The 16,367-nt window shown below is 58.5% G+C and carries 20 protein-coding genes; 16 read left to right on the plus strand and 4 right to left on the minus strand.

All coding sequences use genetic code 11. The features are described from left to right. Position 1: 1 nt before the first annotated feature. Positions 2-1,018, minus strand: coding sequence for a hydrolase (locus F3I21_RS20535; protein ID WP_058759291.1), 1,017 nt, complete (start codon positions 1,016-1,018; stop codon positions 2-4). Between the two features lie 60 nt (positions 1,019-1,078). On the opposite strand from F3I21_RS20535, the gene F3I21_RS20540 reads away from it, so the two are divergent. Next, positions 1,079-1,681 carry a LysE family translocator gene (locus F3I21_RS20540; protein ID WP_088517941.1) on the plus strand — a complete coding sequence of 201 codons (603 nt, stop codon included), beginning with the start codon at positions 1,079-1,081 and terminating at the stop codon, positions 1,679-1,681. Position 1,682: 1 nt separating this feature from the next. On the opposite strand, the gene F3I21_RS20545 is transcribed toward F3I21_RS20540, so the two are convergent. Next, positions 1,683-2,663, minus strand: a complete 981-nt coding sequence (locus F3I21_RS20545) for a LacI family DNA-binding transcriptional regulator (RefSeq protein WP_150059663.1) — start codon at positions 2,661-2,663, stop codon at positions 1,683-1,685. Between the two features lie 234 nt (positions 2,664-2,897). On the opposite strand from F3I21_RS20545, the gene tauA reads away from it, so the two are divergent. The 4 genes from tauA to tauD are packed head-to-tail and all read left to right on the plus strand — an operon-like array spanning position 2,898 to position 6,319. Then, positions 2,898-3,878 carry a taurine ABC transporter substrate-binding protein gene (tauA, locus tag F3I21_RS20550; RefSeq protein ID WP_040679688.1) on the plus strand — a complete coding sequence of 327 codons (981 nt, stop codon included), beginning with the start codon at positions 2,898-2,900 and terminating at the stop codon, positions 3,876-3,878. Between the two features lie 10 nt (positions 3,879-3,888). Beyond that, positions 3,889-4,656, plus strand: a complete 768-nt coding sequence (gene tauB, locus F3I21_RS20555) for a taurine ABC transporter ATP-binding subunit (RefSeq protein WP_150059664.1) — start codon at positions 3,889-3,891, stop codon at positions 4,654-4,656. Then, positions 4,653-5,483 (plus strand): taurine ABC transporter permease TauC, encoded by an 831-nt coding sequence (gene tauC / locus F3I21_RS20560; RefSeq protein WP_021507448.1) that lies wholly within the window; start codon positions 4,653-4,655, stop codon positions 5,481-5,483. The genes tauB and tauC overlap by 4 nt, the downstream gene beginning before the upstream one ends. Beyond that, the gene (tauD, locus tag F3I21_RS20565; protein WP_021507449.1) at positions 5,480-6,319 is read left to right on the plus strand and encodes a taurine dioxygenase; all 840 of its coding nucleotides are present in this window, start codon (positions 5,480-5,482) and stop codon (positions 6,317-6,319) included. The genes tauC and tauD overlap by 4 nt, the downstream gene beginning before the upstream one ends. 189 nt (positions 6,320-6,508) lie before the next feature. On the opposite strand, the gene F3I21_RS20570 is transcribed toward tauD, so the two are convergent. Then, positions 6,509-8,413 carry an ABC transporter ATP-binding protein gene (locus F3I21_RS20570; RefSeq protein ID WP_104189617.1) on the minus strand — a complete coding sequence of 635 codons (1,905 nt, stop codon included), beginning with the start codon at positions 8,411-8,413 and terminating at the stop codon, positions 6,509-6,511. Positions 8,414-8,527: 114 nt separating this feature from the next. On the opposite strand from F3I21_RS20570, the gene kefG reads away from it, so the two are divergent. The 4 genes from kefG to slyD all read left to right on the plus strand — a co-directional run bounded on the left by kefG (position 8,528) and on the right by slyD (position 11,879). After that, positions 8,528-9,079 carry a glutathione-regulated potassium-efflux system ancillary protein KefG gene (kefG, locus tag F3I21_RS20575; RefSeq protein WP_021507451.1) on the plus strand — a complete coding sequence of 184 codons (552 nt, stop codon included), beginning with the start codon at positions 8,528-8,530 and terminating at the stop codon, positions 9,077-9,079. Then, positions 9,079-10,881: a glutathione-regulated potassium-efflux system protein KefB gene (gene kefB, locus F3I21_RS20580; protein ID WP_021507452.1), complete on the plus strand. Its 1,803-nt coding sequence runs from the start codon at positions 9,079-9,081 to the stop codon at positions 10,879-10,881. Before kefG ends, kefB begins: the two co-directional genes overlap by 1 nt. Positions 10,882-10,925: 44 nt before the next feature. Then, positions 10,926-11,120, plus strand: coding sequence for a YheV family putative zinc ribbon protein (locus F3I21_RS20585; RefSeq protein WP_021507453.1), 195 nt, complete (start codon positions 10,926-10,928; stop codon positions 11,118-11,120). Between the two features lie 195 nt (positions 11,121-11,315). Next, positions 11,316-11,879, plus strand: a complete 564-nt coding sequence (gene slyD / locus F3I21_RS20590; RefSeq protein ID WP_021507454.1) for a peptidylprolyl isomerase — start codon at positions 11,316-11,318, stop codon at positions 11,877-11,879. 55 nt (positions 11,880-11,934) lie between these two features. Here slyD and F3I21_RS20595 read toward each other — a convergent pair whose 3' ends face one another. Beyond that, the gene (locus F3I21_RS20595; RefSeq protein ID WP_010616434.1) at positions 11,935-12,153 is read right to left on the minus strand and encodes a SlyX family protein; all 219 of its coding nucleotides are present in this window, start codon (positions 12,151-12,153) and stop codon (positions 11,935-11,937) included. A gap of 280 nt (positions 12,154-12,433) precedes the next feature. Between F3I21_RS20595 and fkpA the strand changes: the two genes are divergently transcribed. The 7 genes from fkpA (at position 12,434) to rpsG (ending at position 16,281) form a co-directional block, all read left to right on the plus strand. Then, positions 12,434-13,264, plus strand: coding sequence for an FKBP-type peptidyl-prolyl cis-trans isomerase (fkpA, locus tag F3I21_RS20600; RefSeq protein ID WP_021507456.1), 831 nt, complete (start codon positions 12,434-12,436; stop codon positions 13,262-13,264). Positions 13,265-13,450: 186 nt separating this feature from the next. Continuing rightward, complete coding sequence (locus tag F3I21_RS20605) at positions 13,451-14,173, plus strand: transcriptional regulator (protein WP_021507457.1); 723 nt, start codon at positions 13,451-13,453, stop codon at positions 14,171-14,173. Then, positions 14,173-14,559, plus strand: coding sequence for a sulfurtransferase complex subunit TusD (gene tusD, locus F3I21_RS20610; RefSeq protein ID WP_021507458.1), 387 nt, complete (start codon positions 14,173-14,175; stop codon positions 14,557-14,559). The genes F3I21_RS20605 and tusD overlap by 1 nt, the downstream gene beginning before the upstream one ends. Further along, entirely contained in the window at positions 14,559-14,918 is a 360-nt protein-coding gene (tusC, locus tag F3I21_RS20615; protein ID WP_058770980.1) for a sulfurtransferase complex subunit TusC, read from the plus strand. Before tusD ends, tusC begins: the two co-directional genes overlap by 1 nt. Before the next feature lie 9 nt (positions 14,919-14,927). Then, positions 14,928-15,215, plus strand: a complete 288-nt coding sequence (gene tusB, locus F3I21_RS20620) for a sulfurtransferase complex subunit TusB (RefSeq protein WP_127834655.1) — start codon at positions 14,928-14,930, stop codon at positions 15,213-15,215. A 124-nt stretch (positions 15,216-15,339) separates the two neighbouring features. Next, the gene (gene rpsL, locus F3I21_RS20625) at positions 15,340-15,714 is read left to right on the plus strand and encodes a 30S ribosomal protein S12 (protein ID WP_010616440.1); all 375 of its coding nucleotides are present in this window, start codon (positions 15,340-15,342) and stop codon (positions 15,712-15,714) included. Positions 15,715-15,810: 96 nt separating this feature from the next. Then, positions 15,811-16,281 carry a 30S ribosomal protein S7 gene (gene rpsG, locus F3I21_RS20630; protein ID WP_007886246.1) on the plus strand — a complete coding sequence of 157 codons (471 nt, stop codon included), beginning with the start codon at positions 15,811-15,813 and terminating at the stop codon, positions 16,279-16,281. The last annotated feature ends 86 nt before the right edge of the window (positions 16,282-16,367 follow it).

Below are 16,367 nucleotides of genomic sequence, written 5' to 3' on the forward strand. Positions count from 1 at the left end.
ATTACATATCCAGATAAGTTGAGAGCCAGTCCGGCACGCGCTGCTCCAGCCACATTTTGGGTCGCAGCAGGCTGCCGCCCACGAAGCCGACGTGACCGCCTTGCTGCGTCAGCTGATACTCAATTGTGGCAGACAACTGCTGCGGCTGCGGGATCACCGCATCGGTCATAAAGGGATCGTCTTTGGCATGGATGATCAGCAGCGGCTTGCGCACGCCGGTCAGCAATGGCATGGCGCTGGCGCGTTGATAATAGTCGCGCGCATCAATAAACCCGTGGGCGCGGGCGGTAATCGCATCATCAAACTCACGCAGCCGGCGGAAGGCGCGCAGCTGCGTCAGATCGACCGGCAGCGTGCCCGGCCAGGCGCGCAGTTTGCGCGTGGCGTTTTTCTTCAGCTGGGTCAGCAGGTAGTGCTGATAAAAGCGTGAAAAGCCCACGTCCAGCTTCTGGCTGCACGGCTCCAGCGCCAGCGGCGCGGAGATGGCGACCGCGGCATCCAGCGGGGCCGACGTGCCCTGCAGTCCCAGCAGACAGGCCAGCATATTGCCGCCAAGCGAAACGCCGACTGCCGCAGTCGGCACCGTGCCCCATTCGCGCTGCAGCCAGTGCAGAAAATAGGTCGCATCTTCAGTTTCACCGGAGTGATAGATGCGCTGCAGACGGTTAGGCTCGCCGCTGCAGCCGCGGAAGTGCATGATCACCGCCAGCCAGCCGCGCGCCTGACACGCCTGCATCAGCCCATGGGCATACGGGCTGCGGAAACTGCCTTCCAGCCCGTGGAACAGCACCATGCGCGGCTTGTGACGTGCCTGTGCCGGATCTTCGCTCCACGCCAGATCGACGAAGTCGCCGTCCGGCAGATCGAGGCGCTGCCAGTGCGGGCGCAGCGTGACGCGCCGGCGCAGCAGGCGCGGCAGCAGCGTTTGCAGATGCGCATTGCCGAAGCCGCGCAGCGGGGTAAAGCGCTCGCCGCTCGGGCGATCAAAATAGCCTGGGATAGTACTTGTCTGATGCATAACTCGCTGATAGCTTCGATGGGTTGTTCGCTTTTCTGGGTGAGGAGCACCCGAATATACATGGAACTGAGTCTTTTTTTATCAATGCTGGGCTTTCTCTGGGTCGCGGCCATCACGCCAGGGCCCAATAATATGTTACTTACCGCCTCAGGTGCTAATTTTGGCTTCCTGCGCACCTTTCCACTGCTGATTGGTATCATGATTGGCATGCAGGTGATGTTGCTGATGGTGGCGTTTGGCATCGGCAGCCTGATTCTGCTCTATCCCTCACTGCATCTGGTACTGAAAGTGGCCGGTAGCCTCTACCTGCTGTGGCTGGCGTGGAAAATTGCCACCGCCGAATACGAAACGCTGGAGACTGACGATGCCAGCGTGAAGCAGATGCCTTTCTGGCAGGGCGGGTTACTGCAACTGATCAATCCGAAAGCGTGGCTGATGGCGCTGGGAGCGGTCGCCAGCTTCAGTCTTGCCGGCAGCGCCTATCTGCATTCCGTGGTGGCGATCAGCCTCGGTATGGCGCTGGTGAACGTAGTTTCCGGCGTGATCTGGATGGGTTTCGGTTCGCTGATTGGCCGGCTGCTGCGCAGCCCGCGCGCGTGGAAAATCTTCAACCTCGCCATGGGTGCGCTGACCGCAGCCTGCGTGCTGTTGATCTGGCACTGAGTCAGCTGGAGGCGCGCTCAATGCGCGTCCACGGCAGCACTTCATGCACCACTGCCGCCTGGCGCTGACGGATGCGCGCCAGCAGCAGCTGCACGCTGCGCGCACCCATCTGGTTCATCGGCTGGGCAATGGTGGTCAGCGGCGGGTTGATGCTGCTGGTGAACGGAATGCCGTCAAAGCCGACCACCGCCAGATCCTCTGGCACGCGCAGTCCGGCCTCCAGAGCAGCGTGAATCACGCCAACCGCCAGCACGTCTGATACCGCAAACACCGCATCCGGCCGCTCTGGCTGCGTTAGCAGTTCGCGCAGCGCCGCGCTGCCCGCTTCGCAGGAGATGTCGCTGGCGTAAGCGACGCCGTGCCAGTCAAGCCGCAGCTGCGTGATGGCGTCGCGATAGCCGCTTTCGCGCTGGTGCGAATAGAGATAGCGCATATCGCAGTTGACCAGCGCAATACGCTGACGCCCTTTGCCGGCCAGATAATGCACCGTGTCATAGGCCGCCTGACGGTTATCAATGGTGACGCTGGAGGCGTTCACCGAGGGATCGTACTCCGCACACTGCACCCACGGCGCATCACCAATTAACTCTTTCAGTCCCTGCAGGCAGGCCGCGGCGTCCATGGTGATCACCCCATCCACCACTTTGCCGGCCAGCAGCGCCAGATAGGCGGTTTCGCGCCGCAGCTGCGAGGCGGAATTACATAACAGGATGTGATAGCCGTGCGCTTCGGCCTCCGCCTCAATGCCCTGCACCACCCGTGAACAGAACGGATTGGTGATATCGGAAATCAGCACCAGCAACATGTTGCTTTGCGCGGTACGCAGCTGGCGCGCCAGCAGGTTGGGCTGGTATTCGCACACATTAATGGCGGCCAGCACCCGTTTACGCGTATCTGGCCGGACGCCAGGATGCTGGTTTAACACCCGTGAAACCGTGGCTTTCGACACGCCCGCGAGGCGCGCAACTTTCTCAATCGACATGGAGGCCAGTACCGCTGTAAAAGGGGAAAAAATCAAGACGAGATCAATACCACAGTCGGCATGTGAGCGCCTGACATATTTGTTCCGCACCAGCGGTTTTGTATTTGCACTTTTTGCATAGCGTTACCTGATGTTGATCTAAGAACCGATTTTTATTAGGGATAATTTTTAATTCCTTTATGAAATCATTGCTGCTGGCGACACTGCCGTCACGACTCAACATTGGGGTGCATGATGATGGCAGTAACCAAAACAATAAGCGCGGTAGCAGCCGCGTTAGCGCTGATGACCTTTCAGGCGCAGGCGGTCAATGTGACCGTGGCTTATCAGACGTCGGCAGAACCGGCCAAAGTGGCGCAGGCTGACAATACCTTTGCTAAAGAGAGCGGTGCCACGGTTGACTGGCGCAAATTCGACAGCGGCGCCAGCGTTCTGCGCGCGTTAGCCTCGGGCGATGTGCAAATTGGCAACATCGGTTCCAGCCCGCTGGCGGTGGCCGCCACGCAGCAGCTGCCGATTGAAGCTTTTCTGCTGGCTTCACAGCTGGGCAATTCTGAAGCGCTGGTAGTGAAAAAAGGCATCAGCTCGCCCAAAGATTTGATCGGCAAACGCATTGCCGTTCCCTTCATCTCCACCACCCATTACAGCCTGCTGGCCGCGCTGAAACACTGGGGCATCAAACCCACCCAGGTGCAACTGGTTAATCTGCAGCCGCCGGCGATCATTGCTGCCTGGCAGCGTGGTGATATCGACGGCGCTTACGTCTGGGCACCCGCCGTCAATGAACTGGAGAAAGACGGCAAGGTGCTGACCGACTCGTCGCAGGTCGGGCAGTGGGGCTCACCAACCCTCGACGTCTGGGTAGTGCGCAAGGATTTTGCCCGGCAGCATCCTGAAGTAGTCACCGCTTTCGCCCGTAGCGCGATTGCCGCGCAGCAGGCCTATATCGCCAACCCGGAACAGTGGCTGCAGCAGCCGGATAACCTCAGCAAGCTGTCGCGCCTGAGCGGCGTGCCGGAAAGTGACGTCCCCGGACTGGTGAAAGGCAATACCTACCTGACGGCGCAGCAGCAGGTGGAACAGCTGGGCAAACCGGTCAACAAGGCGATTGTCGATACCGCACAGTTTCTGAAAGAGCAGGGCAAAGTGCCGGATGCCGCCAGTGACTACAGCAGCTTTGTCACCACGCGCTTTGTTGCCCCCTTAGCCAAATAACGGAGGCCTTATGCTCAGCATCACCCATCTCAACGCACGTTACGCCGGACAACCGGCGCTGCAGGATATCAATCTGCAGCTGGCCAGCCGCGAATTGCTGGTGGTGCTGGGGCCGTCCGGCTGTGGCAAAACCACGCTGCTGAACTTGATCGCCGGCTTTCTGCCGCTGGAGTCCGGCAGTATCACGCTGGATGGCAAGCCGGTACGCGGACCGGGCGCAGAGCGCGGCGTGGTCTTTCAGAACGAAGGGCTACTGCCGTGGCGTAACGTTATCGATAACGTGGCGTTCGGCCTGCAGCTGGCGGGCATGGCAAAAGCTGAACGGCACGCGATCGTCCGCCGTCTGATCCGTAAGGTCGGGCTCGAGGGCGCAGAAAAGCGTTTTATCTGGCAGCTCTCTGGGGGTCAGCGTCAGCGCGTGGGGATTGCCCGTGCGCTGGCCGCTGATCCGCAGCTGCTGCTGTTAGATGAGCCGTTCGGTGCGCTGGATGCCTTCACGCGCGAGCAGATGCAGACGCTGCTGCTGACGTTATGGCGCGATACCGGCAAGCAGATTCTGCTGATCACCCATGACATCGAAGAAGCCGTCTTTCTCGCCAGCGAACTGGTGCTGCTGTCGCCGGGTCCGGGTCGCGTAGTGGAACGCCTGAAGCTCGACTTTGGCCAGCGCTTCGCCGCAGGCGAGCCGTGCCGCAGCATCAAATCCGATCCGGCATTTATCGAACGACGTGAGTATGTCCTGAACCAGGTGTTCGCGCAGCGGGAGGCGTTTGTATGAGTGCCGTTATTGATGACAAGCGCCGGACGTCCCGCGTTCGTCGCCTGCGCTGGCCCTTTTCCCGCCAGCTGTCGCTGAGCCTGCTGAGCGTGGCCGTGCTGCTGCTGCTGTGGTGGGGGGTGACCGCGCTGGGGCTGATTGCGCCCTTGTTTCTGCCGCCGCCGCAGCAGGTGCTGCATAAGCTGCTGGTTATTGCTGGTCCGCAGGGCTTTATGGATGCCACGCTATGGCAGCACCTTGGTGCCAGCCTGACGCGCATGCTGGTGGCGCTGTTCTTTGCCGCACTGATCGGCATTCCGGTGGGCATTGCTATGGGGCTTAGCCCGGCGGTGCGCGGGCTGCTCGATCCGCTTATTGAACTCTATCGACCGGTGCCGCCGCTGGCCTATTTGCCGCTGATGGTGATTTGGTTTGGCATTGGCGAAACTTCAAAGATTTTACTGATTTATCTGGCAATTTTCGCGCCGGTGACTTTGTCTACCCTGGCCGGCGTGAAGAATACGCAGCAGGTGCGGATCCGTGCGGCTCAGGCGCTGGGGGCGACGCGCGGGCAGCTGCTGCGTTTTGTCATTCTGCCCGGAGCGTTGCCGGAGATTCTCACCGGTCTGCGCATCGGTCTTGGTGTGGGCTGGTCCACGCTGGTGGCGGCTGAACTGATTGCCGCGACGCGCGGACTGGGCTTTATGGTGCAGTCGGCTGGGGAGTTTCTCGCCACCGATGTGGTGCTGGCGGGCATCGCGGTGATCGCCCTGATTGCCTTTAGTTTAGAACTGGGTTTACGTGCGCTACAGCGCCGACTGACCCCCTGGAATGGAGAACAGCAATGAACGAACGAGTGAATTTTACCGCGCTGGGTCCGTATATCGGGGCGCAGGTCAGCGATGTCGATCTCAGCCGTCCGCTGAGTGACGCGCAGTTTGAGCAGCTTTATCACGGTCTGCTGCGTCACCAGGTGCTGTTTCTGCGCGATCAGCGCATTACGCCGGAGCAGCAGCGCGCGCTGGCGATCCGCTTCGGCGATCTGCACATTCATCCGGTTTATCCGCATGCCGAAGGCGTTGAAGAGATTATCGTGCTGGATACGCATCAGGATAATCCGCCGGACAATGATAACTGGCATACCGACGTCACCTTTATTCAGACGCCGCCGGCGATCGCTATTCTGGCCTCAAAGCTGCTGCCGGAGAGCGGTGGCGATACGCTGTGGACCAGCGGAATTGCCGCTTACGAGGCGCTGTCAGAGCCGTTCAAACAGCTGCTGAGTGGCCTGCAGGCGGAACACGACTTTAAGAAATCGTTCCAGGAGTATAAGTACCGTAAGACGGAAGAGGAGCATCAGCGCTGGCAGCAGGCCGTGGCGAAGCATCCGCCGGTGCAGCATCCGGTGATCCGCACTCATCCGGTGAGCGGACGCAAGGCGCTGTTTGTTAATGAAGGTTTTACCACCAGGCTGCTGGGCGTAAGCGAGAAGGAGAGCGAGGCGCTGCTGGGCTATCTGTTTGCGCACGCCACCAAACCGGAGTTTCAGGTGCGCTGGCGCTGGCAGCCGAATGACGTGGCAATCTGGGATAACCGCGTGACGCAGCATTATGCCAACGCGGATTATTATCCGGCGCGGCGCGTGATGCATCGCGCGACGGTGTTAGGGGATGTGCCGGTGTGATTTCGGAGCGTTGATTGCCCTCACCCAACCCTCTCCCGCCAGCGGGAGAGGGGGCCGACCATGCGTAGCCGGTAAGGCCGATTAAGGTTTGTACCCTCTTCCGTGGGAGGAGGCTGTTCAGGCGCGGGAGTAAGGTTTATTCCCTCTCCCTATGGGAGAGGGTCAGGGTGAGGGCATCATCGCGCACCTTTAGCCCGCGAGCATCTGCTCCAGCTGCTCCTGCGCCTCCAGCCACGCCATTTCGACCTCTTCCAGCGCCGATTTGCTCTCCGCCTGGCGCTGCAGGGCGGCGGTTAAATCTGCCTTACGGCTCTGCTCGTAAATGGCGCTGTCGGCCAGCTGTGCTTCGGCTTCGCTGAGCTGTGTCTGCCATTTGGCCATCTGCTTCTCCAGCTTTTCGATCTCTTTGCGCAGCGGCTGCGTCTGCGCGCGCAGCTCGGCGTCGCGGCGCTTCTGATCTTTGCGGGACTGCGCGCTGTTGGCGTTGTCCTGCTTCGGCGCGGCATCCTGCTGCGTTTCCTGCTTCTGCAGGTCGCTCAGCCACTGCTGATAATCGTCCAGATCGCCCTCGAACACATCCACTTTGCGGTCGTGCACCAGGTAAAGATCGTCGGTGGTTGAACGCAGAAGGTGACGATCGTGTGACACCACCACCAGTGCGCCTTCAAAGTCGATCAGCGCTTCGGTCAGCGCCTGGCGCATATCCAAATCGAGGTGGTTGGTTGGTTCGTCGAGCAGCAGCAGATTCGGCCGCTGCCAGACGATCAGCGCCAGCACCAGCCGCGCTTTCTCGCCGCCGGAGAAACGCTCGGTGGCTTCGCTGACTTTATCGCCCTGGAAACCAAAGCCGCCCAGGTAGTCACGCAGCTGCTGCTCCAGCGTTTTCGGGGCGATGCGCGCCAGATGCTGCAGCGGCGACTCATCGGCGCGCAGATACTCAAGCTGATGCTGCGCGAAGTAACCCAGCTTGATCCCTTTCGCCAGACCCACTTTGCCCGCCAGCGGCTCCAGCTCGCCCGCCAGCAGTTTGATCAGCGTGGATTTACCGGCGCCGTTGCGCCCCAGCAGGCCGATGCGTGAGCCCGGCACCAGGTTGAGTTTGATGGCATCCAGAATCACCCGCTCACCGTAACCCGCCGAAACCTGCTCCATTTTCAGGATTGGGTTAGGCAGGCTTTCTGGCGCGCGGAAGCTGAAGCTGAACGGGTTATCGACATGCGCCGGTGCAATCAGCTCCATGCGCTCCAGCATCTTGATGCGGCTCTGCGCCTGTTTGGCTTTGGTGGCCTGCGCGCGGAAGCGATCGATGTACTTTTGCAGGTGGGTGACTTTTTCCTGCTGACTCTGGTACAGCGCCTGTTGCTGCGCCAGTTTGGCTACGCGCTGACGCTCGAACGAGCTGTAGTTGCCGGTGTATTCGAACATCGTCTGCTGTTCGATATGGATGATTTTGTCCACCACCGGGTCGAGGAAGTCGCGGTCGTGCGAGATCAGGATCAGCGTGCCGGTATAGCTCTTCAGCCAGCGCTCCAGCCAGATCACTGCGTCGAGATCGAGGTGGTTAGTCGGTTCATCGAGCAGCAGCAGGTCGGAACGGCATACCAGCGCCTGAGCAAGGTTGAGACGCATACGCCAGCCACCGGAGAAATCGCTCACCGGCCGCATTAATTGTTCCTGGCTGAAGCCCAATCCGTGCAGCAGACTGGCGGCGCGTGCGTGTATGCTCCACGCCTGAATAGCGTCCAGCTTGCCGTGCAGCAGCGCGATGGCATTGCCATCGTCGCGCGCATTGGCTGCCGCTAATTCGGATTCGAGCTGACGATATTCGCGGTCGCCGTCGATAACATATTCCAGCGCGGCTTTACTCAGCGCCGGGGTTTCCTGATTCACCCACGCCAGCGCCCAGTTGCCGGGAAAGGTGACGTTGCCGGCATCGCTGCTGATTTCACCCTTCAGCAGTGACAGCAGCGTGGATTTACCGCAGCCGTTTTTACCCACCAGGCCGACTTTTTGCCCCGGGTTAATGGTGGCCGTTGCGTTATCCAGCAGCACATTAGTGCCGCGACGGATTTGTAATGCGGAAAAGACAATCATAAGCGCCGTATCGTCAGAATATGTTAATTTATCGGCAACATAATTCGATAATGTTTGTTGCGTCGAGCATGGTAGCGGAATTCCGCCGCGGTGACGACGCTTTGGAGGGGAACGATGTCGCAGCCGCCCAAAATATTGCTGCTTTACGCCCATCCGGAATCACAGGATTCGATTGCTAATCGGGTTTTGCTGCAGTCGGCTATGGAACTGGACCACGTCACGGTGCACGATTTATACGCCCACTATCCGGATTTCTTTATTGATATTCATTACGAGCAGCAACTGCTGCGCGACCATCAAATCGTGGTGTTTCAGCATCCACTTTATACCTATAGCTGTCCGGCACTGCTGAAAGAGTGGCTGGATCGCGTGCTGTCGCGCGGCTTTGCCAGTGGGCAGGACGGTAATGCGCTGGAAGGCAAATACTGGCGCAGCGTGGTGACCACCGGTGAGCCGGAGACGGCGTATCACCACAGCGGCCTCAATCGCTACCCGATGAGCGACATTATGCGACCGTTTGAGCTGACGGCGCAGATGTGTCGCATGCACTGGCTGACGCCGATGGTAATTTACTGGGCGCGTCGTCAGACACCCGAGGTGCTGCGCAATTTTGCGCGCGCCTATGGCGACTGGCTGGCGTCACCGCTGCCGAACGGAGGAGTGTGATGCAAGGCGAAACGTTACTCACCGCCGGCGTGATTTATCTGGTGGCGGCGGTGCTGGTGGTGCCGATTGCCGCCCGGCTCGGCATTGGTGCGGTGCTGGGCTATCTGCTGGCCGGTATCGCCATCGGCCCGTGGGGGCTGGGCTTCATCAGCGATGTGGACGAGATTCTGCACTTCTCGGAGCTTGGCGTGGTGTTCCTGATGTTCATCATCGGACTGGAGCTGAACCCGGCCAAGCTGTGGGCGCTGCGGCGCTCTATTTTTGGCGTCGGTGCCGCGCAGGTGCTGGTATCGGCAGCGATTCTCGGCGTGCTGCTGTGGCTGACCGACTTCAGCTGGCAGGCCGCGGTGATTGGCGGTATCGGCCTGGCGATGTCCTCGACCGCCATGGCGCTGCAGCTGATGCGCGACAAAGGCATGAACCGCAGCGAAGCGGGCCAGCTGGGCTTCTCGGTGCTGCTGTTTCAGGACCTGGCGGTGATTCCGGCGCTGGCGCTGGTGCCGCTGCTGGCTGGCAGCGACAGTGGCCACGTTGACTGGCTCAAGGTGGGCATGAAGGTGCTGGCATTCGCCGGTATGCTGGTGGGCGGCCGCTATTTGCTGCGGCCGATTTTCCGTTTCATTGCCGCGTCCGGCGTGCGGGAAGTGTTTACCGCCGCCTCGCTGCTGCTGGTGCTCGGTTCCGCGCTGTTTATGGATGCGCTGGGCCTGTCGATGGCGCTGGGGACGTTTATCGCCGGTATTCTGCTGGCAGAGAGTGAGTATCGCCACGAACTTGAAGTCGCCATTGAACCGTTTAAAGGGCTGCTGCTCGGGCTGTTCTTTATTTCGGTGGGCATGGCGCTCAACCTCGGCGTGCTTTATACCCACATCCTCGAAATTCTGATCGGCGTGGTGCTGCTGGTGGCGGTGAAAACGCTGGTGCTCTACGTGCTGGCGCGCATTTATGGTCTGCGCAGTTCGGAGCGTCTGCAGTTTGCCGGCGTGCTGAGTCAGGGCGGTGAATTCGCCTTCGTGCTGTTTTCGGCGGCGTCGTCGGCAAAACTGTTCAGTGGCGATCAGCTGCCGCTGCTGCTGGTCACGGTGACGCTGTCGATGATGACCACGCCGCTGCTGATGCAGGGCGTGGATAAGATTCTGGCGCGCCGCTTTAACGAACCGGAAGAGGACGGCGAAAAGCCGTTTGTCGAGGACGATCAGCCTCAGGTGATTGTGGTGGGCTTTGGCCGTTTTGGTCAGGTGGTCGGGCGTTTGCTGATGGCCAACAACAAGCGCATCACCGTGCTGGAGCGCGATATCTCGGCGGTCAGCCTGATGCGCAAATATGGCTACAAGGTTTACTATGGCGATGCCACTGAGCTCGAGCTACTGCGTGCCGCCGGGGCGGAGAATGCGCAGTCGATTGTCATCACCTGTAACGATCCGGAAGATTCGATGACCATCGTGCACTTGTGCCAGCAGCACTTCCCGCAACTGGAGATCCTGGCGCGGGCGCGCGGTCGTGTCGAGGCGCATGAGCTGCTGCAGGCGGGCGTCACGCTGTTCTCGCGTGAAACCTTCTCCAGTGCGCTGGAGTTAGGCCGCAAAGCGCTGATATCACTGGGCATGCATCCGCATCAGGCGCAGCGCGCGCAGCAGCACTTCCGCCGGCTGGATATGCGCATGCTGCGTGAACTGGTGCCGAGCCACGACGACAGCGTGCAGGTTTCACGCGTGCGTGAGGCGCGACGCGAGCTGGAGGACATTTTCCAGCGTGAAATGCAGCATGAAAAACGTCAGTTTGACGGCTGGGATGATGAGTAGGGCTACACTTAACGTATCCGTTCTGATAACGGGCAGGAAAGACTATGCGTAAACGTTTTATTGCCGGTGCGGTTTGTCCGCACTGTCAGGAGAAAGACACGCTGGCGATGTGGCGTGAAAACAATGTCGATGTGGTGGAGTGCGTGAAGTGCGGCCACCAGATGCGTGAGGCGGACAAGCAGGCGCGCGATCAGGTTCGCAGCACTGAGCAAGTGATTGGCATTTTTCATCCGGAGTAGCGCGATGGCGCAGCTTTTTTTAAGCTTAGCCTTACAGCGGTATTGAATTCCGCTACAATCGGCGCCATTAACGCTGAGCAGTATGGTCCAACAGCACTGTTGGCATCCTCAGTACTGAACCTTTCTGGTTGGTTATTGCACGCGAGAATAGACCAATGAGACGGGATTCTTTGTTCTCAACGGTTAGGAGATATCATGAAAGTAGCAAAAGACCTGGTGGTGAGCCTGGCGTATCAGGTTCGTACCGAAGACGGTGTGTTGGTTGACGAGTCACCGGTGAGTGCGCCGTTGGATTATCTGCACGGTCATGGTTCCCTGATTTCTGGTCTGGAAAAAGCGCTGGAAAATCACGCGGTCGGCGACAAGTTTGACGTGCATATCCCGGCAAACGACGCGTACGGCCAGTACGATGACAACCTGGTGCAGCGTGTACCGAAAGACGTGTTCATGGGCGTTGACGAGCTGCAGGTTGGCATGCGCTTCCTGGCAGAAACCGACCAGGGCCCGGTGCCGGTCGAGATCACCGAAGTGGAAGATGAGCACGTGGTGGTTGACGGTAACCACATGCTGGCGGGTCAGAACCTGAACTTCAATGTAGAAGTGGTTGCTATCCGTGAAGCCACGGAAGAAGAGATCGCTCACGGCCACGTTCATGGCGCTGACGGCCATCATCACGATCATGACCACGACCATGGTCACGATCATGAGCACGGTCACGGCGGCTGCGGCGGCCACGGTGGTTGTGGCTGCAACCACTAAGCGTAAAAAGGCCACCTGCGGGTGGCCTTTTTATTGGGCAGCAAAGCACGCGATGTTAATAGTGCGGCGGCGGGGTCTCTTCCGCTTGCGAAGCGACCATGGACGGGGCGGCGGCCTTCACTTTATCCACCAGCAGACGCACCTGCTCACGCAGTTTACTCATTTCCAGCTCGTGCTGAACCACCGTCTGATTGAGCTGCTCAATGGTATGTTCCTGGAAAGCCAGCTTGCTCTCCAGCGCCTCAAGGCGTTGATCCCATTCTGGTTGTTGCATCATCACTCCTCCTGTCACGGTGCTGCGCGTTGATCTTGTCGGGCGTGATTCTACGGTCTTTCGTGTCAGAATCACCTGATATTTCACCTTCGGTCTGGCGTATGCATTGAATTCCCGCGTTGCGCCTATATCTCTGATGAAACTTCCTGAAGCAAAAAAGGTCGGAGGTTGACCGGGTAATTACACTGTGGGAGTGTTCGCCACTGCCACGTAAAGTTATAGTGTGGGCCACTGTCCGCAATGATTCCCGAGGTTTTGAAGCTTCGGTTTTGGAGAAAGGATGAAATCACTGTTTAAAGTCACATTGTTAGCTACCACCATGGCCGTCGCGCTGAATGCACCGCTGGCAATGGCAGCAGAAACCACTGCGGCACCGGCTGACGCAGCGCAGGCTGCGCCACAGGCGCCGAAAAATGCTGCCTTCAAAAACGAAGACCAGCAGTCAGCCTATGCGCTGGGCGCCTCCCTGGGTCGCTACATGGACAACTCTCTGAAGGAGCAGGAGAAACTGGGTATCAAACTGGACAAAGACCAGCTGATTGCCGGTGTTCAGGATGCGTTTGGCGGCAAGAGCAAGCTGTCTGACGAAGAGATTGAGCAGACGCTGCAGGCGTTTGAAGGCCGCGTGAAAGGGGCCGCTCAGGCGAAGATGGAAAAAGACGCGAAAGAGAATGCCGACAAAGGCACCGCTTACGCGGACAAGTTCGCCAAAGAGAAGGGCGTGAAGAAAACCGAATCTGGCCTGCTGTATCAGGTAGAGAAAGAGGGCAGCGGTGAGACCCCGAAAGACAGCGATACCGTAGTGGTTAACTACAAAGGTACGCTGATTGACGGCACCGAGTTCGACAACTCTTACACGCGCGGCGAGCCGCTGTCGTTCCGTCTGGACGGCGTAATCCCGGGCTGGACCGAAGGTCTGAAGCACGTGAAGAAAGGCGGTAAGATCAAGCTGGTGATCCCACCGAACCTGGCTTACGGCAAAAACGGCGTACCGGGTATTCCGGCCAACTCAACGCTGGTGTTCGATGTTGAACTGCTCGACATCAAGCCGGCGCCGAAAGCCGATGAGAAAGCGCAGGCTCCGGCCGCCGCTGACAAGAAAGCGCAGTAAGCTGACTTGCACCGCCGCCTTCGGGCGGCGGTTTTGTTTTCGCTCATCCTGAATTTGCGGCGCGATGAGTAAAGCTCTGGCTAAAAACGGCGACATTTGCCAGACTAGCGCCTGCACAATGATCATAAGATGAGTCTGCCCCAATGCTGTCGAGACAGGCTCCAGCCATTTAGGGTAATGTCTTCGATGTCTAATCCATTCAATCCCGGCGAACTGACTGACTTCGATTTACTGGAGCAGCGTCCGTTCGAACAAGCAGACTACGATATTCTTAAATCCTACGAAGCGGTGGTCGACGGTCTGGCGATGCTGATTGGCTCGCACTGCGAAATCGTGCTGCACTCTCTGGAAGATCTTAAATGCTCCGCCGTGCGTATCGCCAACGGCGAACATACCGGCCGCAAAGTGGGTTCCCCGATTACCGATCTGGCGCTGCGCATGCTGCATGATATGCACGGCGCGGAGAGCAATGTGTCGCGCGCCTACTTCACGCGGGCCAAAAGTGGCGTGCTGATGAAGTCGGTAACCATTGCGATTCGTAACCGGCAGCAGCGGGTGATTGGCCTGCTGTGCATCAATATGAACCTGGACGTACCGTTTTCGCAGATTATGTCGACTTTCATGCCGCCGGAAACGCAGCAGGTGGATTCCAACGTCAACTTTGCCAGCTCGGTAGAGGATCTGGTCACCCAGACGCTGGAGTTCACTATTGAAGAAGTGAGCGCCGATCGCAACGTGTCGAATAACGCCAAGAATCGCCAAATCGTCCTCAATCTGTACGAGAAGGGCATTTTCGATATCAAGGACGCCATTAACCAGGTGGCCGATCGCCTCAATATTTCTAAGCACACCGTGTATCTGTATATCCGCCAGTTTAAGAGTGGCGATCTGCAGGGGCAGGATCGCTAATGCGCTACACGCTGCTGGTGACCGGGCCGGCTTACGGCACACAGCACGCCAGTAGCGCGCTGCTGTTTGCCCGTGCGCTGCTGGCGCAGGGACATCAGCTGGAAAGCGTGTTCTTTTACCGCGAAGGCGTGCTGAATGCTAATCAGCTCAGCGCGCCGGCCAGCGATGAAGTGGACATGGTGCGCGCCTGGCAGCAGCTGCGCGACGACAGTGGCGCGGCGCTGAATATCTGTGTAGCAGCCGCGTTGCGGCGCGGCGTGACCGATGCGCAGGAGGCAGCACGCCTGCAGCTGGCGGGCAGCAATCTGCAGCCCGGATTTACCCTTAGCGGTTTGGGCGCGCTGGCGGAAGCCGCGCTGAGCTGCGATCGCCTGGTGCAGTTCTGATGAACCGCGTGGCGTTTCTGTTTACGCAGGCTCCGCACGGCAGCAGTGCTGGCCGGGAAGGGCTGGATGCCGTGCTGGCGACCGGCGCGCTGAGTGAGGATATCGGCCTGTTCTTTATTGGCGACGGCGTGCTGCAGCTCAACCGCGATCAGCAGCCGGCGCAGATTCTGGCGCGTGACTATATTGCGACCTTTGGCGTGCTGGCGCTATACGACATCGATCGCTGCTATATCTGTCAGGCGTCACTGCTGGCACGTGGCCTGAGCCTCACGGCAGCGCGCGTGCTGGATGCGCAGTTGCTGGAACCTGCCGCGCTGCGCCAGACGCTGGCAACTTATGACCGTATCCTCCGTTTCTGAGAACTGACCATGCTCTACACCCTGCTGCACTCTCCCTGGCAATGCGATTTCGATAGCCTGCTGCTGCTGTTGCAGGAGGGCGATGACGTGCTGCTGTTACAGGATGGTGTGATGGCCGCGCTGGCAGGCAGTGAGAAGCTGCAGCAGCTGCTGGCGTCGCCCGCCACGCTGTGGGTATTAGAAGAAGACGTGATGGCGCGCGGGCTGACTGCGCAAATTTCGACCAATGTGTCGCGTCTGAACTATACTGGTTTCGTTACGCTGACGACGAAGCACCCACAACAAGTGGCCTGGTGAAGGGTAAAACCTGGTTATTTCTTGACACCCTATGGGCACAGCCCTAAAATTCTGCCTCCTCGTAGTAATACGAGGCGATTTATTACGTGTTTACGAAGCAAAAGCTAAATCCAGGAGCTATTTAATGGCAACAGTTAACCAGCTGGTTCGCAAACCACGCGTTCGTCAGGTTGCTAAAAGCAACGTGCCGGCGCTGGAAGCTTGCCCGCAAAAACGTGGTGTTTGTACTCGTGTTTACACCACTACCCCGAAAAAACCAAACTCCGCACTGCGTAAAGTCTGCCGTGTGCGTTTGACTAACGGTTTTGAAGTCACCTCCTACATCGGCGGTGAAGGTCATAACCTGCAGGAGCACTCCGTGATCCTGATCCGTGGCGGTCGTGTAAAAGACCTGCCAGGTGTGCGTTACCACACCGTTCGTGGCGCGCTGGACTGCTCAGGTGTTAAAGACCGTAAGCAGGCTCGCTCCAAGTACGGCGTGAAGAAGCCAAAGGCTTAATGGTTCTCCGTTAAGTAAGGCCAAACGTTTTAACTTTAATGTCAAAATAAACTCGTAGAGTTTTGGACAATCCTGAATTAACAACGGAGTATTTCCATGCCACGTCGTCGCGTCATTGGTCAGCGTAAAATTCTGCCGGATCCTAAGTTCGGATCAGAGCTGCTGGCTAAATTTGTAAATATCCTGATGGTAGATGGTAAAAAATCTACTGCTGAATCAATCGTCTATACCGCACTTGATACCCTGGCTCAACGTGCTGGTAAAGATGGTCTGGAAGCTTTCGAAGTTGCACTCGAAAACGTACGTCCGACTGTCGAAGTTAAGTCACGTCGCGTTGGTGGTTCAACCTACCAGGTTCCAGTTGAAGTCCGTCCGGTTCGTCGTAATGCCCTGGCAATGCGTTGGATCGTAGAAGCTGCTCGTAAACGCGGTGATAAATCGATGGCTCTCCGCCTGGCGAACGAACTTTCTGACGCTGCAGAAAACAAAGGTACTGCAGTGAAGAAACGTGAAGACGTTCACCGTATGGCTGAAGCCAACAAGGCGTTCGCACACTACCGCTGGTAATCGCCACGTAGTTGTTGTTAAACCAGCGGGCGCTCATTCAGCCAACCCGCTGGGGTCGACTTACATTGAACGTCCGAGAATCAGAG

This window comes from Pantoea sp. B_9, assembly GCF_008632015.1.
GTDB lineage: Bacteria > Pseudomonadota > Gammaproteobacteria > Enterobacterales > Enterobacteriaceae > Pantoea > Pantoea dispersa.